The organism is Wolbachia endosymbiont (group A) of Rhinocyllus conicus (genome assembly GCF_947250775.1).
Lineage (GTDB): Bacteria > Pseudomonadota > Alphaproteobacteria > Rickettsiales > Anaplasmataceae > Wolbachia.
In genome coordinates this window covers 259,818-282,114 of record NZ_OX366349.1, presented here as the reverse complement: position 1 = coordinate 282,114, position 22,297 = coordinate 259,818, and the positions used below count along the sequence as shown (strand labels likewise).

The window sequence follows — 22,297 nt, the reverse complement described above, 5'->3', positions numbered from 1 at the left end:
CTGATAGTAGATTGAGGTAGTTATGGATTTTAGTTTTTTACGCAATTGGTTTAGCACCACAGGTACTAGTGCAAGTAGTATAGATTCACAATTAGGTGATGTTGAACAATCAAGCTCCATCTTAGCAGATAACGGCAAATATAAGGTGGATGATGAGTTTGAGATCATTGAAGATTATGAGTTTATAAATCCTGCTGACCCAAATGAACCACATTCTTTACCTTCTTCTCACAAGATAGATGAAAGTATTGTAGAAATTGCAGGGTTTAATAAAGAGAAATTATTAGAAATGAGTAATTTCTCTAAAATAAGCTATGGTGATGACGACAATAAGTTAAGTGAAAAAAGATGCAACACCTTAGCTGAAGAAGTATACAAAACTGGATTTGAAGTTACTACGGAAGGTTATGAAATTATTCCATTACCTGAAAAAATGTATAAAACCAGAGCTGAACTTATTAGCGAAGGTTATGAAATTATTCCATTTGGTAATAGTTTTGAGGAAGATGCTGGTCACGTTTTCATAAAAGGTAAAGAAATAACAATAGCTTACCATGGTACTCGTCTGAACCATGGTTTAAACGATGTAATTACTGATCTAAATGCATCTTTTACTACTTCAGAACTTTTACCTGACGGTGGAAGAATTCATCGTGGTTTTTATAACTCATTTACGGATTCATGGCCTAATCTTTATGGCATTTTGAAATCTCATGCTGAAAAACAAGGATCAGAAATCAAAGATTTTAAAATCAATCTCACAGGTCACAGCATGGGAGGGGCGATTGCTAAGATAGCTGCTTTATGTCTTAATAAAACAGAAAGAGCTGAAGATATTCATGTTGCAACTTTTGGTGATCCAAGAGTTTTTGACCTTACTGCTAGTAAATTTTATAATGACGTTCTTCAAGAAAAAACCATTAGAGTAACTCAACATAGACAAGATCCAGTTCCAGCAGTATCACCTGGTCTTTTTGGTTATGCTCATGTAGGTGCACAATTAAGAATATCAGCACCGGAAGGATATTCTTTTCATAAAATAGATGGTTATCATGAAGCTGTTAAAGTAATGGATGAAAGTGATTTCAAGTCAAATAATAACGTATCTCTCTTTTACTATCCCGTTAGGGCATTAAGTCAAATTAACTCTGCAGTTTTAGGTAATGCTCAATATTACGCTGCCAATGCAGTAAATTATATTTTTGGTGGGTCAAATTTTTTCGAAGAAGTAAAAAATAAAAATTCTTCTCAGATTGAACAAGCAGAAGTTGTGCAAAGCAAGATAGCATATGAGAATTACTTGTCTACTGCAAGGAGTTTATAACTATTACTATGGAGCAATTATTAGATTGCTCCATAACATCTATTCATTTAAATTCAATATAAAAATTTCCACCACAACCATTCCTCTTTAAATTTTTTTAGATGTTCTTTTTTTTCGCACTCTAAAAGCAGCTCTTCCACGCTTTTGTTGTAGCTTTCAGTAGTGATCCTTCCCTGATGATGCATGAACCTTAAGTAAATCAAATAAGTATTAACCACATCTGTTTCACAATAATCTCGAATCTCTTGTATCTTGCCGCTATCGTATAAGCCCATAACTTGTGACCCATCAACTCCAATCTTGCCAGGAAGGTTAAATGCTGCACAAACTTCGTTCATTTTTACTCTTGCAGAGGCTCCAAAATCAGAGAGGGTTTCAAGTAAGTCACAATGCCAATCACTACTATATCTCTGATTGTAACTATTCCACTTATCACCAGCTTTATGAAAGTATTCTGCTTGAATGCCATGGATCATAGCACGATACTTCAGTACTGGTATATCAAAAGTGCGTCCGTTGAACGAAACTAATCTTGGCTTTTTCTCTGATATGTAGTTAAAAAATCCTTTCACTAGCTCCTTTTCACTGGAATTTAGTGTGCCTCCAGATCTTATTTCTTGCAGTGTGAACACCTCATAACCGCTCTGGTGGCTTATATTGCAAAGTAAAAAACTGATAACTACAATTTGGTGGAAGGGCTGACGCAGAAAAGAGTTTTGCCCGTTTGTTATTTCCAGGTGGTATTTTGTTAATGCATCCCTTTTCTCTTCTACACTACTATCATCACTAATATTGAGTAAATTTTTGTAGGAATTTACATCTGGTATAGTTTCAATATCAAATACTAACAAAGAATTAAGCATTGCCTATATACTCCTCAGGACGGTCGATCCAAGGTCGCACTTTTACGAACAAAAAGAGGTGAACCTTGCACTCAAATAATTTTTCTAGTTCAGCACGTGCTTCGATATTAATTTTTTTAATATTACTGCCATCTTTCCCTAGCACTATTTTTTTATGACTATCTTTCAACACGAATATGATCTGCTTGATGACTAAACTCTTATCTTTTTTTTCCTCAAATTGTTCAGTTATAACAGCTGTAGAGTATGGCAATTCTTCACGCAAGTTCAAGAATAATTTTTCTCTCGTAATTTCTGCTGATAAAAAATTTGTCGAGGAATCGGTTATTTGATCTTCTTCATAAAACCAAGGGCTCACCGGTGCAACTTCAGACAAGTAATTCATCAAATCAGAAAGTCCATCATTCTTTAATGCTGATATCGTAAAAACTTTTTCAAATTTATAAAGCAAATTCAGATGCTCATGCGCCATCTTGAGTTCTGGCCTTTTTACCAAATCAGTTTTATTGATAACCAAAATGCATCTGCCTTTTGTGCGCTGCAGCCGCGTAAATATAGTCTTAATTCTTTCTATATTTTTCAAATAATTGCTTACATCAACAAGTAACAAAGTGATGTCATCACCCTTGATTGCTGACCATGCAGATTTGACTAAAGCTTTTTCAAGTTTTGTTTCTGCTGAGAAAATTCCTGGGGAGTCAGTAAAGACAATTTGTGTGTTGTTGCATGTTGCAATACCCCTTATTTGCGTCCTTGTTGTTTGCACTTTGGGTGTAACAATTGCAATTTTCTTGCCTATGATGCTGTTAATTAATGTAGACTTCCCAGCATTTGGTAAGCCAGCTATGGTTACAAATAAGCACTTTTGTTCTTTCACAAAGGAAATTATAAAGAAAACTGGATGCCAGTGTCAAGCACTGGAATGACAAGTTCTCGGCAACCCCTACGTCATACCGTCACGGTATCTCTAGATCCCGCTAACACGTAGCGGAATGACAGCAATCCTACGTCATACCGCCGCGAACCGTCATACCGCCGTGGTATCTCTTAGCATAGATCCCGCTAACACGTAGCGGGATGACGATTGTCAGGGTGTCATCCCAGCGCCCCTATGATGTCATCCCAGTGCCCCTATGATGTCATCCCAGTGCCCAGACACTGGGATCTAGTTTTCCATAAATGGTGCATTTTAACATAACTTTTATACTTGATAAAATTCCTGGATTCCAGTGGGCTTTGTTGCATCGCTACTTATGAAAGGCTAACTATAGCTAGGATTATAAGCAACCTATTGAAAATCTTGTTTTTTTGCAATCAATCTGATCAAATTTAAGAATAGTAATTTATTATTTATATTAATAAACTTAATTCTATTGAAAATAGCTAAAGCATTGAAATTCTTGAATTTTAGCCGGATTAGTGAGTGGTAGTGAAATTTCTTTTACTCAAATTTAGGTATTCACTGACCGTTCTTGTTATAAATACCAGAATAATAAGCTACTGATATTCTCCATCTTTTTTATCTTTAATCCATCATAGCTAGCGATGCAACAAAGCCATTCCAGTGCCAAGCACTGGAATGACAAGAAGAGGGTACTTGGATGACAAAGGAGGACGTTATTCCAGTGTCAGCTACTTGAATGACACCCTTCTTGGTGGAGATTGCTCTTAAATCACAATTCTCGTACAGTTGTGATTAAGCTAATGCATTGTCAATTCTTTTAGAATTGTCCTCGGCATTTAGCCCAACATTAGTTACTACTTTTTCAGTAATAACTTCAGCAAATTCAGGAGAAGGTTCTTTTGTTTCTGTGAGAAATGCTGCCTTCACAATACCTCTTACAGCAAGACATGTAAAGATTGTACAAATTACTGCTGGTATAAAGCACCAAGGGGAATACATAACACCCAAGGCAGTAAAACCTGCTGCAAAACAGCAAAAGACCAGAGTTTCTATTGCTCGATTACGCAGGTAGTGCTTCTCAACACCACTATATTGTGCTAGTAGCACTTTAACTTTACTGTTTCCGAAAGATGCAGAAGTTAGCTCTATTAGGCCACCCGTATCACGGTCATAAACCTTTCCTTTAGGATCTGCACCATATTTTAAAAGCAGTTCTACAAGATCAACGTCACCTCCTCTGCAAGCACTACCTAATATAACGTTAGGGTCTGCACGATATTGCAGTAATAACTCTATAATTTCGTTGTACCCCTTTAGAAATGCTGAGTATAGTGCAGAATTACTGTTGGCAAGAGGGTCAGCACCGTACTTTAATAGCAACTCTACAACCTTGCTATTCCTGCGATAACACGCCCAGTATAATGTAGAATCACCGTTATCGTTTTTTATGTTCGGATCAGCACCATGTTTCAGAAGTAGTTCCGTAATTTTACTATCCGCATTACGGGGTAACCCAAACATAATATGGGCAAATAATGCAGTGTCACCATTTTTTCTTTGTATATTAGGGTTAACACCATGTTTCAGGAGTAATTCTACAACTTCATCATAACAGCCACTACAAGCCTGATGTAACGCAGTGTCACCGTATTCGTCTTGTACGTTACAATTAGCACCATTTTCCAAGAGTAGCTTTATAATTTTAATGTTCCCCCCCCCTTTAAGCACAGAAAGCATCAGTGCTGGATAGGCATATATATTATCATTAATATAATCACCAAATTTTCCATCTTTACTGCTCTTGAACTTGGAAAAAAGTTTTTTCAGAAATGCTGTATTTCCCTCTGAGATAGCCTCATATAGATAAAACTTTAAATCTTCAGGAGAATTAATTTCATCTAAATTTTCATCAGTCAGTTTTGTAACTTCTTCCGTATCTTTTCCAGTGAAAAGGTTATATGCAACACCTAATTCTTTAAATTTCTCCTCGTTTTGTTTTTGCACATCCTTACTCTCACCTGAATGTTTATCAGGATGATATTCAAGAGCTAATTTTCTATATGCTTTTCTAATTTCGTATTCACTTGGATTATCACTTGGACTAAAGCCTAATATTTTTAAAGCTTCCTTTCTATTAACAATAAACCTCCCACTGGAATATCTTAAGCTAAGTATAACCCAAAATTTCAAAAAGCAAAGCTTTTTATGTTAAACTGCATCCACTGCGCAATCCCATAACTGTACAAACATTGTAATTTATCTCCATCTAGGAAAGGGTGTCATTCCAGCGCCCCTATGATGTCATCCCAGTGCCCAGACACTGGGATCTAGTTTTCCATAAATGGTGCATTTTAACATAACTTTTATACTTGATAAAATTCCTGGATTCCAGCATCAAGTGCTGGAATGACACCTCTCTTTGAGCTATAAACATTAAGAAATTTACCAAATGAAAAAAAAGGCAAAAGAAGCCCCGAGTAGCGAGTTTTGACTCTATATTGCTGTAAGTGGCGCTGTAATAATGTGCTGACGCTTAGTTTAAGCGCGGTTTGGCTGAATGTAGAAAAAATTTAAAAGACATGCAGCCGCTATAATTTTATGTAATCCGCCAATAAATACCCTAAGTTTTTTACTGAATTTTGTCATTGAGCCTGCAGGTCAAAAACAAGTTTTGAGTCATAAATACCCTTATTGTCATAATAAGGGCGCTGGCGAAATGTGTCAAGGGATTTTTGACGAAATGATTTTGAAAGTAAAGAGCGGGAGAAGGGGTTCGAACCCTCGACCTCAACCTTGGCAAGGTTGCGCTCTACCAACTGAGCTACTCCCGCAATTAAATTAACCTAAATTTACTTAATTATAGGCATATACAGCGATTTGTAAACCCCGTGTGGCTTTGTTGCATCGCTAGCTATGATGGATTAAAGATAAAAAAGATGGAGAATATCAGTAGCTTATTATTCTGGTATTTATAACAAGAACGGTCAGTGAATACCTAAATTTGAGTAAAAGAAATTTCACTACCACTCACTAATCCGGCTAAAATTCAAGAATTTCAATGCTTTAGCTATTTTCAATAGAATTAAGTTTATTAATATAAATAATAAATTACTATTCTTAAATTTGATCAGATTGATTGCAAAAAAACAAGATTTTCAATAGGTTGCTTATAATCCTAGCTATAGTTAGCCTTTCATAAGTAGCGATGCAACAAAGCCACCCCGTGTACACGAAAAATGTGAGAGCCCATAAATTTGCGTGGTTCCTTCTATGATCTTTTCGTATACTTAAGGCTCATTTTTGATTATCATAGGTTTTCAATTGTGCCAAAAAATGTATTAATTTTATGGGAATATTTTTATATAAAGACGACTTGCCAGCTAGTTCAATACCAGATGATATAAGGTCTATAGCTGTTGATACCGAGGCAATGGGGCTACTTCATAGCAGAGATAGATTATGCCTTGTGCAGCTCTCTTTTAATGATGGCAACGTTCACTTAGTTCAACTCAAGAACGATTACACAGCGCCAAATTTGAGAAAAATATTAGAGGATAAAAATATAACTAAAATATTTCACTTCGCGCGATTTGATCTGAGCATAATACATTATTACTTGAAAACTTGGGCACTTCCGTGCTATTGCACAAAAATAGCTTCACGGTTAGTTCGCACTTACACAGATAATCATAGCTTAAAAGAATTGTGCTTAGAACTACTTGATACCAAATTAAATAAGCAACAGCAATCTTCTGATTGGGGAAATGAAAATTTGACAGACAAACAAAAAAATTATGCTGCATCTGATGTTTTGTATCTCCATAAGATAAAGGAAAAGCTAGATTTAATGTTGGAACGTGAAAATAGAAAAGAATTGGCCCAAAAGTGCTTTGAATTTCTTCCTACTCGCATTGAGTTAGACTTAATGGGTTGGGAAAACGTGGATATCTTTAATCATCAGATATAACCATTTGTGAGAAGTTTTTTGTTTGTGCAAGACACTTTAGGGCAATTTTTCAGAAGAATTTAGTTGATTAACTGTTGATTGATGCGCTATATTTTACAAGCAATCGTTCTAAGTTTAGGTATCTTATGAGTGATGACATTATATCAGTAAATGATCAAAATTTCAAATCTGAAGTCACTGACTATAAAGGGTTTGTTCTGATAGACTTTTGGGCAGAATGGTGTGGGCCATGTAAAAGTCTAATGCCGCGTATTGAACAGTTGGCTAAAGACAGAAAAGGCAAGATTAAGATCTGCAAGTTCGACATAGATGAAGGGACTGAAGTGCCAAGTAAGTATGGAGTGCAATCTATACCCACTTTAATCATATTTCAAGATGGTAAGGAAATTGCACGCAAAATTGGTGCAACAAATGATTTGCTAAGTTGGGTTGATAGTGAAATAAGCTAATAGACAAATTTGCTTTTGTGTGTATTATAAATATTGATAAAAGGGATTGTAGCTCAGTCGGTTAGAGCAGTTCGCTCATAACGAATTGGTCGTAGGTTCGAGTCCTACCAGTCCCACCATTGTGTTGATCTTAGCATGATCGTAACAATGAGAAAACTATAGTATATGAATTATATGTTGATATAATAGAGGAAATAATGGAATTTACTAAATCTTTGAATAATAAGTTAGATGAGTTGCACTTACTAAATCATCCATTCTACCAATCATGGAATACAGGAAGCTTAAGCTTGCAAGCTTTACAAACCTATGCTAAAGAATATTATCACCACGTTGCTGCGTTTCCTCGTTATATCAGTGGTATACATTTTTTGTGCCCAGATCTAAAAATGCGACAGGTTTTGCTTGGTAATTTGATAGAAGAAGAACAAGGTGATGAAAATCACCCAGAGTTATGGAAACGTTTTGCTGAAGGGCTTGGTGTAACACGGTCTGATCTCCATAAGGATGCACAGATTAAAGAGGCACAGGAGTTAGTTGATGGTTACTTTGATATTGTACGATCAGACTTTGCTTCCGGTTTGGGTGCACTTTATGCTTATGAACGTCAAACTCCAGAGGTTTCTAAGTCTAAAATTGAAGGTTTAAAAAGACACTATTCAATAAGTGATGAGCGTTCTCTTCAATTTTTTACGGTTCATATGCATGCTGATGAATGGCATTCTGAGGAATGTGCAAATCTTATTGCAGACTTAAGCGAAGAAGAGCAAGAGAAAGCTATGCAAGGCGCTAAAAAAGGAGCAAAACTCTTGTGGGGTTTTCTTGACGGGATGATGAACGCTAGTGTGTGTCATTAATTGTAAGTAGATTAAACTCAGTGATATTAAAATGCAATGTAATCTTCTTATATCTGACCTGCGGCTTTGGGTTCATTTAGGATGTAGTGCAGAAGAGAAGTTTCATTCTCAATTAGTTAGTGTTAATATTGATTTTACCTTTAAATCCCCCCCTTTAGGACTTACAACTGACCGGCTTGAGGATACTATATGCTACTTGGAGGTAGTTCAGAGTATTCAATCTCTCGTTCAAAGCAAGCAATTCAATTTAATCGAGCACTTAACCCATGATATATACAGAGCCATTAATAATCTTTTGGTGCAAAAAAAACATATTATTTCTTCCATAAGAGTGACTACTCACAAAGTTGCACCACCCGTTCCCGTTGTGCATGGAGGTGTTCTCTTTACTTATTGTAATACATTACAAGAACAGGAAGATAACTAATGATCTATATTTCTATTGGCTCAAATATAGGAAATCGCTTTTCCCATTTACAAAGGGCTGCTCAGTTACTAAAGGAACGCTATTTTAAAGATTTAAAGTCTTCGATCATTCTGGAAACTAAGGCCATTTTACCAAACGGTGCTCCACCTGAGTGGGATAAGCCATTTCTCAACATGATTGTCTATGGAAGTTGTTCTTCTTCTCCCGAAGAGCTATTAAAAGGTCTAAAACAAATTGAGTGTGATATTGGCCGCCTGCAGGTCTATGAAAAGTGGGCACCTCGCGTTATTGATTTGGATATTTTGTTATGGGATGATCTAACGCTCGATACACCCTACCTTAGAATTCCTCACCCAGAATTGATAAACAGACCATTTTTGCTTCACTTGATGGCAATGCTGAGCCCTATGGATAATACTCCAATAATCAACAAGACGTTCGGTACTGTTGCTTATGATATCCCTAACATTCAAGATTGTTTTTTAAAGAGTTTTACGCTTTCACCAGAGCTTGTAGGTATTGTCAATATTACTCCTGATTCATTTTCAGATGGTGGTCTTTATTATGATTCAGATCAAGCAACCAAGCAGGCACTGCGGCTGTTATCAGATGGTGCAAGCATAGTTGAACTTGGTGCTCAATCAACAAGACCTGGATCTTTAATGCAGATCCCAGAGGAAGAGTATGCACGTCTAAAGCCAGTACTTGATAATCTCAATCAGTATATGAAAGTTGGTGATATTAAAGTCAGCATTGATAGCTTCTGGCCAGACGTTATTTTAAATGTTTTGGAACACTACAACATTGCCTGGGTAAACGATCAGAAGGAAGCTCTAGATAATAATACCTTAAAAGCAATTGCTAGCAGTGGATGTAGCATCGTTATTATGCATTCACTTTCAATACCACCACATAGAGACAACATTATTCCAGACGACACTGACCCAATTGATATCATAAATAATTGGGCAGAGAAGAGCATTAGCAGGTTACTTACCCTAGGTTTTGATCAAAGCTCGATAATTATTGATCCTGGTATTGGTTTTGGAAAATCTCTATATCAGAATATCTGGCTTTTACGCAATATAGAAGCATTGCAAAGTTTTGGCTGCAAAGTTCTGGTTGGTCATTCTAGAAAGTCATTTATTTCTTCTTTTTCTACAGAACCTGTCTTTAACCGAGATTTAGAAACAATTGCTTTATCATCTGCATTGCACAACAAGGTTGATTTCCTTCGAGTGCATAATGTGCGTGATCACATGCGATTTTTTGTAGCTCAAGCTGCTTTACAGGAATGAAGATTATCGGAATTATGGCTGTTGATCCCAAGGGGGTAATTGGAATAAATAATGGATTGCCCTGGCATTATCCAAGTGAGTTAGATCATTTTCGTCAGGTGACTGACAAACAAGTTATTGTTATGGGAAGAAAAACATTTGAAACAATACCACAAAACATATTAAAGCCTATTGTTTTTTCTCGTAACAAATTAAGTCCTTGTTTTAATAAAGGCATAGAATGCACTATTGTTTCTTCTATGCAAGAGTTCTTGTCAATCCAAGGTAATTGGAGTTACCCTCAAATCTTCATGATTGGTGGAGCACAAATAGCGCACCTTTTTTTGGAGTATGATCTAATTTCAGAGTTTATCATAACAGAAATTCACAGACTTTATAAAGGTGATGTATATTTCAACTTAACACTTCTTGATGGATGGTATAAAACTATTCTTACCAAAACAAAAGACTATACTATATGCAAGCTAACACGTTAATATGCATATTGAAGCAATTTATACCCACCGCATTGAATGTGGAGAAGTATTAGAGCAAGTTCTTGATCGCTATGTTTCAGAGTTGCTAAGAGAGGAAGTTGTTCTTGCTATCACATCAAAAATCATTTCCGTTTGTCAAAAACAAGTAGTTTGCAAAACTGCTTGTTCTAAAGAAGAGCTAATCAAAAGAGAAGCTGATGCAATTGTTGATATGGCTCACAGTATCTGTTTAACGATTAAAGATAATATCTTAATTCCATCTGCTGGTATTGATGAATCAAATGGTAATGAGGTGTATATTCTATATCCAAAAGATGTTCAGAAAACAGCTCTATCAATATGGAACTATCTCAAGACAAAACACTGCATAAAACATCTTGGTATTTTGATTACAGATAGTAATGTAACACCTATGCGCCTTGGGGTTACGGGCGTTGCTCTTGGTTGGTGTGGATTTGAACCACTTTATTCCTATATAGGCAAGCCAGATCTTTATAATCAATCACTGCAAGTAACACAAGTCAATCTTCTTGATGCACTGGCAACATCTGCTGTTTTAGTTATGGGAGAAGGGGCAGAGCAAACACCAATGGCAATAATTAGTGGTGCACCAAAGGTTCACTTTCTTACTCGTCCGCCAACTACAAAAGAAGAAAAAAGTGTTAAGATATCTATGAAAAAAGATCTTTACTCTCCTCTCCTCATGGGAGCCCGCTGGTTAAAGAGTTAAAGAGAAACTTAAAAATCTGCTATTAGACTTCTTGCATAACCATATAACGAACTTTTATTGGGAATAGAAACGAAAAAACTTACTTGACACCCTTCGCCAGCCCCTTTATCATGAAACTGAAGGTATTCAGTTATCTTCATCTGTGCAGATTAAACAGCAAGAAAACAACGTAGTTGGCGTCTTATTTTTAATTTTTTGCACTATGTGCACCTTATGTCTTCACAACATTTCTAGGTTTTTACCTATATAAGCTGAAACGCGCTTATAAGTCGTTTAAGACAGTATAGTACGCCAATTTGCAGGATTAGGGAGTGAACACTAATTACCACGGGGTTTCTTTTGCCTTTTTTTCTGCTTAGTAAATTTCTTAAACATTTAAACAAAGGTGAGTTGCATTTAAAAGCAGCTAAATTGCAGTGTTTAAGACTTAAAAAACGCCAATACTGAAAGTAGACAATGACTAGGGCTTCTTTTGCCTTTTTTTTGTTTGGTAAATTTCTTAATATTTATAGTTAAACGACAACCGTCATACCGCTACGTGTTAGCGGAATCTATGCCGAGATACCGCGAATGAATCGCGGTATGACGGTTCGTGGCGGCATGACGATAAGCTCGTCATCCCGCTACGTGTTAGCGGGATCTATGCTAAGAGATACCGCGAATGAATCGCGGTATGACGGTTCACGGTGGTATGACGATAAGCCTCGTCATTACCCCGCCAACAATGTTGCAAATTTTTCTTTTCTTCTCGATTATTTCCAGGAGAGTTTGGTAGCTCTTTTACACGAAATACCACATTTACGTCCTCAAGGTTAATTTCAATTCTCTTGACTAACGTTCTAATAATATCACGTTTAGTTAGCCAGTCTGCGTTATCAAGGTTTGATGTAATATTGGAAGAAAAGTCTTCTAAATTGGTTACAACCAAAGTTAATTCCTGTTTTAATTTCTTTTGATCGAATATCCTTTTCTTCTCCTCTTCAATTGTTTTTAAACTTTGTTTCATTGCTTTAATTCGTGGTTCAAATTCTTCTTGATTAATATATTCTTGAGCATAACTATCAATAAGTCTAGCAATACCACGTTTTAATTTATTTTCTTGTTTCTCTAGTAAATCGCTTTTTTGATCCCATGATGATTTTTTAAGCTCTGAAAGTCTACGCCTGTATTCTTCTAAAACCCTATTTGGATTTTTCAATAAATGCTTAACCTCTTCCCAAACGGCTGTTTCTAATGCATCTGTACGAATGTGTTTATTATCACAAATTTTATTACCACCAAAACGGTAAGAATCTCTACCAATACAACGATAATAAGCATAATGATCAATTTTTTCTCCTCGCTTATTTCTTACAGGACTTCCGTAATATGCATAACGACAACGCTTACATACGATTAAACCTTGTAGTAAATATTTTGCTCCTCTTTCTCTTGTCCTTGCTATTTTTCTATTCTCAGCTAATTGTTCTTGAACTATATCAAATACATCTTCGTCCACTATATTTGGCACTTTAACATAAATCCAATTTGCTTTTTCAACAGAATAGGTAGAGTAATTATCTTTCGGTTGTTCACAAGAATGTTTCTGTGGTCTGATATGTTGTAACTTTATACCTACTTTTGTTTTACCAAAAGCCGCTTGTCCTTTGTAAGCAGGATTTTTTAACATACCCCAAATCACACTTCTATCCCAGTACTTTTTTCCTGTTCGTGTTATAATAGACATAGTGTTTAGCCGACGACACACTTCCCCAATACTTGTCCTTTCTCTTCCTATCCACAAAAATACTTTCCTAACAACATTAGCTTCTTCTTCGTTTATTTCAAATAAAGCTTGTCCTCCTCCCATATATTTATCTATATAACGATAACCATAAGGAGCTCCTCCCATTACGCTTACACAACCTTTATTAGCTGCATAAATCTTTCCGCGACGACTTCGTTCCATAATTTTCGCTCGTTCATATTCTGCTATCATACCTTGCATTTGTAACAGCAATTGAGATTCTGGATTATCGTTAATCTCATAATTTAAGAAAACCGTTTCTGCTCCTGCTTTCTCAAATTCTTCAAGTAATACCATTTGATATGCATATTTTCTAGATAAGCGATCAGGTGAATGAATGTAAATTCTATCAATTTTACCTTCTGTTACTTTATCACGTAACTTTTCTAGATCAGGACGGACTAGATTAGATCCACTGTAGCCATTATCAATAAATTTATACTCACTTAATAATTTGTATCCATCCGTACTAATTTGCTTCTCTAAAGCTGCAACTTGACTTGCTATTGTATTTTCTTGTGCTTGTTTCCCCGAAGAAACTCTTGCATATAAACTCACTGTTACCATTTGATCCTCCTTGAATCCCATTTTTATGTTTTAAATTTTTTTGGCTTACTTGCTTTGACACGGCTTTTTCATAAGCATCTAACAAATACTTTTCTGCCAACCGGTTAGTTTCATAGCTACAGCTAATCCGTATAGCTAATCTCTTATTTCCCATGAACTTTCCTTGAAATAATATGTTCATATCATTCATTGAAACTGATGGTTAATTGATTGTTGGCACTATAAATAAATGGCACTCTTGTTTTTGGACATAGAAGTTTTCGAGAAATGCTTTTCTCTAATTTTACGTTTTTTGCAACATTGTTGGCGGGGTAATCGTCCCTCCTTGAATTGTACCACGTTTTGTGGATTGAAGCTTTCCATCTTCCATAACACCAGCTCCTAACCATCCTTTTATGATTTTCTTTAATGTTGGTGTGGTATTGAGCTTTTCAAGCAATTTATTATGGTTAATATTGTCAAAGCATCCAGAAATATCAGCATCTAATACATATGCTGTTTTCTGTTTTAGCACATCAAATATGGCTTCAATTGCATCATGACATGATCTACCAGGTCTAAAACCATAAGTGTTTGGCTCAAGTTTTGCCTCCCATTCTGGTTCTAAAGCCATTTTTACAAGTGTTTGTTTTGCTCGACACGATATAGTGGGTATACCAAGTGGGCGATGCTCCGATGGCTTACCAGATTTTGGAATCCAGACACGTCTTGATGGCTTTGCTTTTTCTTTTATATCTAAAAAATATGATAGTTGTAATCTTTCTTTTTGATTAAGGTTAGCTTTTCCATCAATACCTGCAGTCTTCTTCCCCCTATTGTCCTGTGTTACTTTCTTAACAGCGAGTGTTTTTGCACTTGTTGATTTGAGTAATAATCTCTGAAGATTATGCATCTTTTTGATATCATTACATTTAGAAGCTTGGTAAATTCGTTTTTGTAGCTTAAATGAAGATTTCTTTAGCTTGCGCCAAGGAATTCCATTCCATTCATATCTAACTTTTTGCTGGTCCATAACATATTCACTACTATTCACCACTTTACCTTCCAAATTAAAGTGTTTACGTCTGCATATCCCAGATATTACTTTGGGCATTAGCTTCTTAAACAATCCTTCCACATAGTAGCTTGTGGCTGGCTACTTACTTATATTTTAATGAATATAAGAGCTTCTATGTGGTTACTCTGTTCCATGGCTTCGTTTCACGTTAAACTTAGATTCCTACTATTTGCCGGAAGCTTGGAACATCAATAACTAAAGTCTTCAATCTTTAGTTCCCTTTTTGCTTCGTACCATTTTGGTCTATGCGTAGTTCAATCTCTTTTCGCATATTATGCTTTGACGACAATTCAAACATAGGTTTCTCTCGTAATCATATCTAACTCTGTTTGCAGGGATTCACCACGAGATTTAGTGTTACCTGCTTTTATCTCATGCTTGCATCCCAGAGGTTGCCACTCTTTGAAATGTGAGATATACATTATCCCTGATGTCTGGGAAGATGGAATTTAACCACCACAAAACCATGACCTTCCAGGTCGCACTGAAGAAAAATTACCATCTCCACAATCCGATCTAGCACATTACACATTAAAAGATCCATATATTTTTGATTTTTTAAGTATAGGTAAGGATGCTCACGAAAGAGAAGTAGAAAAGGGACTTGTAGGGCATATGGAAAAATTTCTGTTAGAACTCGGTGAGGGATTTGCATTTGTTGGTAGACAATTTCATTTAGATGTTGGTAATAAAGACTTTTATATTGATTTATTATTCTATCATTTAAAGTTACGTTGCTTCATAGTAATTGAACTAAAAGATAAAGATTTTAAACCAGAGTATGCAGGTAAAATGAATTTTTATCTTTCCGCAGTTGACGATTTACTGAAGCACTCGACAGATCAACCCTCTATAGGGTTAATCTTATGTAAATCTAAAGACGATGTACTTGCTAAATATACACTCAAAGACATAAATAAACCAATAGGATTAGCGGAATATCGAATAACTGAAAATCTACCAGAAAACATCAAAACAGCTTTGCCAACAATAGAAGAGTTAGAAGCTGAATTATCGAAAGTTTCAGATAAGGAAAAGTAATGCTACTAAAATCATTCAAGCAATTATTCCGCAAACCACCAAAGTCTAAAGGTTCAGCATGGAGGTTCAGGAAGGAGATTATTGCACTTTCAACCAGAGTCAGGAAGTATAAATAGCTTACTCTCTCAGAGCCTTGAGCACTTACGTAGCCGCTCTCGAGATATGGTAAGAAAGAACTCCTATGCGGCAAACATAATCGATACGATAGTGAGTAATTGCGTTGGAACAGGGATAAAACCGCAATCAAAAGCTAAAGATGGAGAGTTTAGGAAAAAAATCCAAGAATTATGGCTGAGATGGACAGATGAAGCAGACAGTAGCGGAGTGAGTGATTTTTATGGATTACAAGCTTTGGTTTGTAGGAGCATGATAGAGGGAGGGGAATGTTTTGTAAGACTCCGAACAAGAAAACGAGAAGATGGTCTTTGTGTGCCGTTGCAACTGCAAGTACTGGAATCAGAGCATTTAGACAATAAGAGCAATCAAACCCTTGCCAACGGTAATGTAATTAGAAACGGGATTGAGTTCAATAGGCTTGGGCAGAGGGAAGCGTATTACCTTTTTCGAGAACATCCAGGTGAAGGCTCGTTTGGTGAATCGGTGAGAGTGCCAGCAAATGATGTTTTACATATCTACAGGCCACTAAGACCTGGGCAGATTCGAGGAGTACCGTGGTTGTCCAGTGTACTGTTAAAGCTCTACGAACTTGATCAATATGACGATGCGGAATTAGTGAGAAAAAAGACTGCAGCGATGTTTGCGGGATTTATTACCAGACTTGATCCTGAAGCGAACATCATGGGAGAAGGAGAAAGTAATGAACAAGGGGTAGCATTATCGGGTTTAGAACCTGGAACGATGCAACTTTTAGACCCAGGGGAAGATATCAAATTTTCAGAACCATCAGATGTTGGAGGAAGTTATGAAGCATTCATGAAACAGCAGCTCAGAGCAATAGCAGTAGGCATGGGAATAACTTACGAGCAGCTAACAGGAGATCTAAGTGGTGTCAATTATTCATCAATCCGAGCTGGGTTAATAGAGTTTCGTCGGAGGTGCGGAATGTTACAGCATAACGTGGTAGTATATCAGCTTTGCCGACCAGTATGGAATAGGTGGCTAGAATTAGCACTACTCTCTGGAGAACTGGACATAGGTGAAAATTGGGCAAAAGAAACAGCAAAAGAGGTAAAATGGATACCGCAAGGGTGTGCTTACGTAGATCCACTAAAAGACCAGCAAGCACAGCAAATGGCAGTAAGAAATGGATTTAAGAGCAGGTCAGAAGTGGTATCAGAACTTGGTTATGATGTAGAGGAAATAGACCAAGAAATTGCCGAAGATCAAAGACGTGCTAGTTCCTTGGGATTAAGTTTTGATTCTGACGTTACTACCAATCAAGAGATAATATGAAAAACCAAGCGATATGGCTGAATAAGCCGATGATGGTAGAGCCAAGAAGTTTTGAGTTACTGTCATTACAAGCAGGAAAGCAGCCGATTTTTAAAAACATAAAACATGCAGTAAGAAATAGTGAAAGGGGAATAAAAGTAATACCAATACATGGAATCTTGACGAAAAAGTCAGAGGTTTTTGACGATATTTTAGGAATGACATCATATGAGAAGATACGTGAAGAGATAGAAGAAGCTTTAATAGATAAAGAAGTAGAAACAATAATTTTGGACATAGACAGCCCCGGAGGAGAAGTAAACGGTTTATTCGACCTTTCTGACTTTATTTACGAAGCAAGGGCATTAAAAAAGATCATAGCAATAGCAAATGATGATGCGTATTCTGCGGCGTATGCAATAGCGTCAAGTGCCGAAAAAGTATTGGTAACGAGAACTTCAGGAGTGGGAAGTATAGGAGTAATAGCAAGTCATATAGATCAAAGTGGGTTCGATGAAAAACAAGGGATAAAATATACCACAGTATTTGCAGGAAGTCGAAAAAACGATTTAAACCCGCATGAGCCAATAACATCAGAAAGTCTGGAAAGCTTACAAGAGGAAGTAGACCGCCTATATGAAATGTTTTTGCAGCTTATAGCAAGAAACAGAAATTTGTCCACGGAAAGAATCAAATCAACGGAAGCAGGGCTATATTTTGGTGAGAAAGCAATAGAGATTGGACTTGCGGATGGAATCACAACGTTTTCTGAATTTATAGATAATTATAGGAGAAATATGACTAAAACTGAGATAAAAGAACAAGCAATAGATATTGATGATCTAATTGAGCAAGGAAGATGTTTAGGGTACGAGAGCTGCCGCACGGAAGTATTAGAGGTGATAAGATTATGTAATTTATCAAAGATGCCAGAGAAAATAGGAGAATTTATTGAGCAAGGTGTAAATGCAAAACAAGCCCAAGAAATATTAATGTCGATACTGGCGGAGAGAACGAAGAAGACAGAGATTTTGAGTACAATACCGCAAAGTACACCGGAAGATTTGATGATGCAGGTAGCGAAAAGTCGAGCAAAATCGGGCATTTGATGGTGGTCTACTCTTAACCGCGGTATATAATGCTAACATACGCCGCGGTAAAATAAAGTTGATCATCTTATAACCGCGGTATATAATGCTAACATACGCCGCGGTAAATTGTATGAGTGAACCAATAATTGGTAGAGAAAAAGAAATAGTCATCCTAGAAAATAAGCTTCTTTCCCAATCAGCCGAGTTTATCGCAGTGTATGGTCGACGTCGTGTAGGAAAAACATATTTAATAAAACAATTTTTCAACAAACGTGATGTAATCCTATTTGAGCAGACAGGTCTCAACAAAGGTGCTTTGAAGGAGCAGCTTGAGATCTTTGCAGAATCATTATCTAGATCTTTTTACAATGGTGTAAGAATGGCTTTGCCTAAAAACTGGATGGATGCATTGCATCAATTAACTCTTTCGATTGATATTCATAGAAATGAGCAGGTTGTTTTATTTTTTGATGAGTTGCCATGGCTTGCTGCAAGAAAATCTGGATTTTTAGTAGCACTGGAACACTACTGGAATGTATATTGGACATATCGAAAAAGGCTTATATTGATCGTGTGTGGTTCAGCAGCATCATGGATGTTAGAAAATTTAATCTATAATAAAGGAGGATTACATAACCGTATTACTGCAAGAATACCTTTGCAGCCTTTTAACTTAAGTGAAACTAAAGAGTATCTAAGGTATTCAGGAGTCAATCTTAATCACCAGCAGATATTACAGATCTATATGGCTATGGGAGGGATACCACACTACCTTAAGGAAGTAAGTCAAGGATTATCAGCAGCACAAAATATTAATGCGATCTGTTTTCAGAAGGAAGGTTTGTTATTTGATGAATTTGATATGTTGTTCCACTCGTTGTATGAAGAACCAGAAATATATATAAATATTATTCGTGCGATTGCAAGAAAGCCAAAAGGGATCAGCAGGAAAGAACTTATAAAAGCAACTAAAATCACTGAAGGTGGGTACTTAACTACTAAACTAAGGAGCTTAGAAGCAGCAGGATTTATTGGAGGTTTTTTACCACTGAATAAGGCAAAGAGAGGAGTATATTACAGGGTAATGGACGAATATGTGTTATTTTATCTAACGTGGATTGAACCATTCAGAGAAGTAATGAAAAAGGCAATAACAAGTGATGTTCATTATTGGGAGTTAGCAATAAAAAAACCAGCTTGGCTAACATGGACAGGACAAGCATTTGAAGCAGTGTGTTTTAAACATGCCAATACGATTAAAAGAAAACTAGAGATGGAACATATACTAACTGTATGTGGTGAGTGGCAATATCACCCAGAGAAAGACAGCGAAGAAAGTGGTGCTCAGATAGACTTGGTGTTTGATCGAGAGGATGGATGTACGACACTTTGTGAAATAAAATACAGTGATAAGCCTTATACGATAACAAAAGAATATATAGAACAGTTAAGAAAAAAAGAGGCAATTTATAAAGAGAAAACTAGGTCAAAGAAACAAATATTTTGGGTACTTATTGCTGCAAACGGAGCGACTGAAAACCAGCACTTGAAAGATATAATCAACAAAGTGATTACGTTAGAAGATTTATTTTAACTTAACATCAAAATTTTAGAAAAACTTAAGCAGTTTTTTTAAGTAACAAATATAGGAGAAAAAACATGACAAGTATAACTGAAACAAACAATTTAGGTGATCTTCTGAAATATGAAGTATATAGAGATTATACAAGAGAGGAAATAACCGTAGCCAAAGGACAAAACCTCAAACTTGGAACAGTTGTTGGCTATGATAAAGATAACATGATTAAGATAATAAATCCGACAGCCACGGATGGGACGCAAACAGCAATAGGTGTAATAACAAGTGATATAAACGCAACGGAAACCACCAAAGCAGTAATCATTACTCGTATAGCAATGCTAGCAGATCATGCAGTGGTGTGGCCAGCAAATATAACAGAAGAGCAAAAAGCTGCAGCAATAAAACAACTTGAAGCACGAGGCGTTATCATCCGCAAGGGAGTTTAACGAGCTACCAGACTCAGCAACTTACATAGAAACAACTTAAAACACACAGCATTAAAGGGAAAGGGGGAAAGAATGCAAAATCCATTTACAAATCCAGCATTTAGTATGACGGAATTAACTAAAGCAATAAACATATTGCCGATAAATTATGGTCGTGCGGAAAGCTTAAATTTATTTCCAAGTAGATCGGTAAGATTTCGACATATTACGATAGAAGAGCAAAACGGGGTATTGAGTTTATTACCAACGCAAGTTCCGGGAGCACCAGCAACAGTAGGGAAAAGAGGAAAAAGGAAAATAAGGACGTTTACGATTCCACATATTCCACATGATGACGTAGTATTGCCTGAAGAAGTACAAGGAATAAGGGCATTTGGGTCAGAGAGTGAACTAAAAGCACTTGCAGATGTAATAACCGATCATTTGCAATTGATGAGAAACAAACACGCAATAACGTTAGAACATTTGCGAATGGGGGCGCTCAAAGGAATAATTTTAGACGCAGATGGGTCAGAGTTATTAAATCTGTATAACGAATTTGAAATTACACCGAAAGTAGTAAATTTTGCACTGGGAACAGCAACCACCGATGTAAAGCGTAAGTGTCTGGAAGTATTGAGGCATGTTGAGGACAACTTAAGTGGTGAATATATGACGGGGATTCATGCGCTGGTAAGCCCAGAGTTTTTTGACGCTTTAACTTCTCATGCCAAAGTAAAAGAAGCATACGAGAGATGGCAAGAAGGAGCAGCGCTAAGGAACGATATGAGATCAGGATTTACGTTCTGTGGAATAACATTTGAGGAGTACAGAGGACAAGCAACTGACCCTGAAGGAAATGTGAGAAGGTTTATAGAAAAAGATACGGGGCACATACTGTAATTGCTGTTGAATGATGGAGAGACATACTCCATTATTTTAACACGAAGTAACGAATTCAGTAGAATAAGTTCTTCAAAAACAATTTAAACTTTTACAGTAGGAGTAGTCTCATGAAATATTATAGCGGATTAGATGTCTCACTCAAAGAAACTTTCATTAGTATCGTTGATGAGAAAGGAAAGATTGTTAAAGAAGGAGTTGTTGCAAGCGAAAGCAAGGCAATAGCAGAGTACTTGCTTGAACAAGGCAAAAATTACGAAACTATAGGAGTAGAAAGTGGACAACTTTCAATATCAATGTGCAAAAAATTAAGGAGTTTTGGCTTGCCAGTAGTTTGTGTAGATGCAAGACATATGGCAGCAGCTTTGTCTGCAAGAATCAATAAAAACGATAAGAATGATGCAAGAGGTATAGCTCAAATGATGAGGGCTGGGCTATATAAAGAAGTACTAGTAAAATCGGATGAATCTTGTCAAATTAAAATAGCACTTGGAAGTAGAAGACAGTTAACATGCAGCTACCAGCAGATTGTTGGGACAATAAGAGGGTTATTAAAAATATACGGGATAAAGCTCGGTCAAGGGTCAAAATTTGAAAGCTTGTCTTTAAGAATAGAAAAAGCAATTAAAGATTTGGATGAAATAAGTAAGGCTTCAATTGGAGCGTTAGTTTGTAGTTTAGAGGCAATAGAGAAGTCATTGGAAAAACTTGACAAGATGCTCTTAGAACAAGGCAAAAAAGATGAGGATTGTAAATTATTAACTACTGCTCCAGGTGTTGGTACTATAGTAGCAATGACATATAAAGCAACAGTGGATAACCCAAATAGATTTGAAAGATCTAGTACAGTTGGAGCGTATATGGGGTTAACACCAAGACAATATGCTTCTGGAGAAATTGATCGGCATGGTAGTATATCAAAAATGGGGCCCATGGAATGTCGAAGTATGTTATATGAAGCTGCACAAGTCTTACTTACAGTTAGTAAGAAAAATTTTAAGTTGAAAAGCTGGGGGTTAAAACTTGCAAGGAAAAAAGGGATGAAGAAAGCAATTGTAGCAGTAGCAAGAAAATTGGCTGTAATTATGCACAGGATGTTGGTCAATAAAACAGAATTTTGTTATTACAATTAAGAGGAGCATAAACAATAATTTTACT

19 protein-coding genes, 2 tRNA genes and 3 pseudogenes are annotated in these 22,297 nt (G+C 36.4%); 16 read left to right on the top strand and 8 right to left on the bottom strand.

The window, feature by feature from the left end:
- Positions 1-22 precede the first annotated feature (22 nt).
- A complete protein-coding gene (locus tag OOK92_RS01395) occupies positions 23-1,324 on the top strand; it encodes a lipase family protein (protein ID WP_264736009.1) in 1,302 nt (433 codons plus the stop codon).
- Positions 1,325-1,377: 53 nt separating this feature from the next.
- On the opposite strand, the gene OOK92_RS01390 is transcribed toward OOK92_RS01395, so the two are convergent.
- From OOK92_RS01390 to OOK92_RS01370, 5 genes are all read right to left on the bottom strand, one after another.
- Positions 1,378-2,187, bottom strand: coding sequence for a 3'-5' exonuclease (locus tag OOK92_RS01390; RefSeq protein WP_406722605.1), 810 nt, complete (start codon positions 2,185-2,187; stop codon positions 1,378-1,380).
- Positions 2,180-3,064, bottom strand: coding sequence for a GTPase Era (era, locus tag OOK92_RS01385; protein ID WP_253309588.1), 885 nt, complete (start codon positions 3,062-3,064; stop codon positions 2,180-2,182). The genes OOK92_RS01390 and era overlap by 8 nt, the downstream gene beginning before the upstream one ends.
- 819 nt (positions 3,065-3,883) lie before the next feature.
- Entirely contained in the window at positions 3,884-5,281 is a 1,398-nt protein-coding gene (locus OOK92_RS01380; RefSeq protein WP_264736008.1) for an ankyrin repeat domain-containing protein, read from the bottom strand.
- Positions 5,282-5,384: 103 nt separating this feature from the next.
- Positions 5,385-5,525 carry a hypothetical protein gene (locus OOK92_RS01375; RefSeq protein WP_264736007.1) on the bottom strand — a complete coding sequence of 47 codons (141 nt, stop codon included), beginning with the start codon at positions 5,523-5,525 and terminating at the stop codon, positions 5,385-5,387.
- A gap of 324 nt (positions 5,526-5,849) precedes the next feature.
- A tRNA-Gly gene (locus tag OOK92_RS01370) sits at positions 5,850-5,922 on the bottom strand.
- 515 nt (positions 5,923-6,437) lie between these two features.
- On the opposite strand from OOK92_RS01370, the gene OOK92_RS01365 reads away from it, so the two are divergent.
- The 8 genes from OOK92_RS01365 to OOK92_RS01330 all read left to right on the top strand — a co-directional run bounded on the left by OOK92_RS01365 (position 6,438) and on the right by OOK92_RS01330 (position 11,295).
- A complete protein-coding gene (locus OOK92_RS01365) occupies positions 6,438-7,058 on the top strand; it encodes a ribonuclease D (RefSeq protein WP_264736005.1) in 621 nt (206 codons plus the stop codon).
- Between the two features lie 125 nt (positions 7,059-7,183).
- Positions 7,184-7,507: a thioredoxin gene (trxA, locus tag OOK92_RS01360; protein WP_253309585.1), complete on the top strand. Its 324-nt coding sequence runs from the start codon at positions 7,184-7,186 to the stop codon at positions 7,505-7,507.
- A 42-nt stretch (positions 7,508-7,549) separates the two neighbouring features.
- Positions 7,550-7,626: transfer RNA gene (locus tag OOK92_RS01355), tRNA-Ile, on the top strand.
- A gap of 78 nt (positions 7,627-7,704) precedes the next feature.
- Positions 7,705-8,364, top strand: a complete 660-nt coding sequence (locus OOK92_RS01350) for a CADD family putative folate metabolism protein (protein WP_264736004.1) — start codon at positions 7,705-7,707, stop codon at positions 8,362-8,364.
- 31 nt (positions 8,365-8,395) lie between these two features.
- On the top strand, positions 8,396-8,791 hold the full coding sequence (locus OOK92_RS01345) for a dihydroneopterin aldolase (RefSeq protein ID WP_264736003.1): 396 nt from the start codon (positions 8,396-8,398) through the stop codon (positions 8,789-8,791).
- Positions 8,791-10,089, top strand: coding sequence for a dihydropteroate synthase (folP, locus tag OOK92_RS01340; protein WP_264736002.1), 1,299 nt, complete (start codon positions 8,791-8,793; stop codon positions 10,087-10,089). Before OOK92_RS01345 ends, folP begins: the two co-directional genes overlap by 1 nt.
- A complete protein-coding gene (locus tag OOK92_RS01335; protein WP_264736001.1) occupies positions 10,086-10,565 on the top strand; it encodes a dihydrofolate reductase in 480 nt (159 codons plus the stop codon). The genes folP and OOK92_RS01335 overlap by 4 nt, the downstream gene beginning before the upstream one ends.
- Position 10,566: 1 nt before the next feature.
- Positions 10,567-11,295, top strand: a complete 729-nt coding sequence (locus OOK92_RS01330; protein ID WP_264736000.1) for a putative folate metabolism gamma-glutamate ligase — start codon at positions 10,567-10,569, stop codon at positions 11,293-11,295.
- Between the two features lie 640 nt (positions 11,296-11,935).
- On the opposite strand, the gene OOK92_RS01325 is transcribed toward OOK92_RS01330, so the two are convergent.
- From OOK92_RS01325 to OOK92_RS01315, 3 genes are all read right to left on the bottom strand, one after another.
- Positions 11,936-13,669: a recombinase family protein gene (locus OOK92_RS01325; protein WP_264735999.1), complete on the bottom strand. Its 1,734-nt coding sequence runs from the start codon at positions 13,667-13,669 to the stop codon at positions 11,936-11,938.
- A 262-nt stretch (positions 13,670-13,931) separates the two neighbouring features.
- Positions 13,932-14,741, bottom strand: a complete 810-nt coding sequence (locus tag OOK92_RS01320; RefSeq protein WP_264735826.1) for a reverse transcriptase N-terminal domain-containing protein — start codon at positions 14,739-14,741, stop codon at positions 13,932-13,934.
- Positions 14,742-14,995: 254 nt separating this feature from the next.
- Positions 14,996-15,127 (bottom strand): hypothetical protein, encoded by a 132-nt coding sequence (locus OOK92_RS01315; protein WP_256469361.1) that lies wholly within the window; start codon positions 15,125-15,127, stop codon positions 14,996-14,998.
- A 64-nt stretch (positions 15,128-15,191) separates the two neighbouring features.
- Between OOK92_RS01315 and OOK92_RS01310 the strand changes: the two are divergent.
- The 7 genes and pseudogenes from OOK92_RS01310 to OOK92_RS01280 all read left to right on the top strand — a co-directional run.
- Positions 15,192-15,746, top strand: a pseudogene (locus OOK92_RS01310) (PDDEXK nuclease domain-containing protein); the annotation flags it as partial.
- Positions 15,746-17,159 (top strand): annotated as a pseudogene (locus OOK92_RS01305) (phage portal protein). The pseudogenes OOK92_RS01310 and OOK92_RS01305, both read left to right, overlap by 1 nt.
- Entirely contained in the window at positions 17,156-18,247 is a 1,092-nt protein-coding gene (locus tag OOK92_RS01300) for a S49 family peptidase (protein WP_264735997.1), read from the top strand. The pseudogene OOK92_RS01305 and the gene OOK92_RS01300 overlap by 4 nt, the downstream one beginning before the upstream one ends.
- A 112-nt stretch (positions 18,248-18,359) precedes the next feature.
- Positions 18,360-19,823 carry an AAA family ATPase gene (locus OOK92_RS01295; protein WP_264735996.1) on the top strand — a complete coding sequence of 488 codons (1,464 nt, stop codon included), beginning with the start codon at positions 18,360-18,362 and terminating at the stop codon, positions 19,821-19,823.
- A gap of 65 nt (positions 19,824-19,888) precedes the next feature.
- Positions 19,889-20,257 carry a head decoration protein gene (locus OOK92_RS01290; RefSeq protein WP_264735995.1) on the top strand — a complete coding sequence of 123 codons (369 nt, stop codon included), beginning with the start codon at positions 19,889-19,891 and terminating at the stop codon, positions 20,255-20,257.
- A 72-nt stretch (positions 20,258-20,329) separates the two neighbouring features.
- Positions 20,330-21,130, top strand: a pseudogene (locus OOK92_RS01285) (major capsid protein); the annotation flags it as partial.
- A gap of 119 nt (positions 21,131-21,249) precedes the next feature.
- Positions 21,250-22,272: an IS110 family RNA-guided transposase gene (locus OOK92_RS01280; RefSeq protein ID WP_264735342.1), complete on the top strand. Its 1,023-nt coding sequence runs from the start codon at positions 21,250-21,252 to the stop codon at positions 22,270-22,272.
- Positions 22,273-22,297 lie beyond the last annotated feature (25 nt).

What these genes read in the sequence shown, in the direction of transcription:
- OOK92_RS01365 (WP_264736005.1), top strand. Translation starts at nt 6,438, where the DNA reads ATGGGAATATTTTTATATAAAGACGACTTGCCAGCTAGTTCAATACCA.
- OOK92_RS01350 (WP_264736004.1), top strand. Translation starts at nt 7,705, where the DNA reads ATGGAATTTACTAAATCTTTGAATAATAAGTTAGATGAGTTGCACTTA.
- OOK92_RS01315 (WP_256469361.1), bottom strand. Translation starts at nt 15,127, where the DNA reads ATGTATATCTCACATTTCAAAGAGTGGCAACCTCTGGGATGCAAGCAT.
- OOK92_RS01295 (WP_264735996.1), top strand. Translation starts at nt 18,360, where the DNA reads ATGAGTGAACCAATAATTGGTAGAGAAAAAGAAATAGTCATCCTAGAA.
- OOK92_RS01325 (WP_264735999.1), bottom strand. Translation starts at nt 13,669, where the DNA reads ATGGGATTCAAGGAGGATCAAATGGTAACAGTGAGTTTATATGCAAGA.
- OOK92_RS01330 (WP_264736000.1), top strand. Translation starts at nt 10,567, where the DNA reads ATGCATATTGAAGCAATTTATACCCACCGCATTGAATGTGGAGAAGTA.
- OOK92_RS01345 (WP_264736003.1), top strand. Translation starts at nt 8,396, where the DNA reads ATGCAATGTAATCTTCTTATATCTGACCTGCGGCTTTGGGTTCATTTA.
- OOK92_RS01390 (WP_406722605.1), bottom strand. Translation starts at nt 2,187, where the DNA reads ATGCTTAATTCTTTGTTAGTATTTGATATTGAAACTATACCAGATGTA.
- OOK92_RS01335 (WP_264736001.1), top strand. Translation starts at nt 10,086, where the DNA reads ATGAAGATTATCGGAATTATGGCTGTTGATCCCAAGGGGGTAATTGGA.
- trxA (WP_253309585.1), top strand. Translation starts at nt 7,184, where the DNA reads ATGAGTGATGACATTATATCAGTAAATGATCAAAATTTCAAATCTGAA.
- OOK92_RS01290 (WP_264735995.1), top strand. Translation starts at nt 19,889, where the DNA reads ATGACAAGTATAACTGAAACAAACAATTTAGGTGATCTTCTGAAATAT.
- OOK92_RS01395 (WP_264736009.1), top strand. Translation starts at nt 23, where the DNA reads ATGGATTTTAGTTTTTTACGCAATTGGTTTAGCACCACAGGTACTAGT.
- OOK92_RS01280 (WP_264735342.1), top strand. Translation starts at nt 21,250, where the DNA reads ATGAAATATTATAGCGGATTAGATGTCTCACTCAAAGAAACTTTCATT.
- OOK92_RS01375 (WP_264736007.1), bottom strand. Translation starts at nt 5,525, where the DNA reads ATGTTTATAGCTCAAAGAGAGGTGTCATTCCAGCACTTGATGCTGGAA.
- folP (WP_264736002.1), top strand. Translation starts at nt 8,791, where the DNA reads ATGATCTATATTTCTATTGGCTCAAATATAGGAAATCGCTTTTCCCAT.
- OOK92_RS01300 (WP_264735997.1), top strand. Translation starts at nt 17,156, where the DNA reads ATGAAAAACCAAGCGATATGGCTGAATAAGCCGATGATGGTAGAGCCA.
- OOK92_RS01320 (WP_264735826.1), bottom strand. Translation starts at nt 14,741, where the DNA reads ATGCCCAAAGTAATATCTGGGATATGCAGACGTAAACACTTTAATTTG.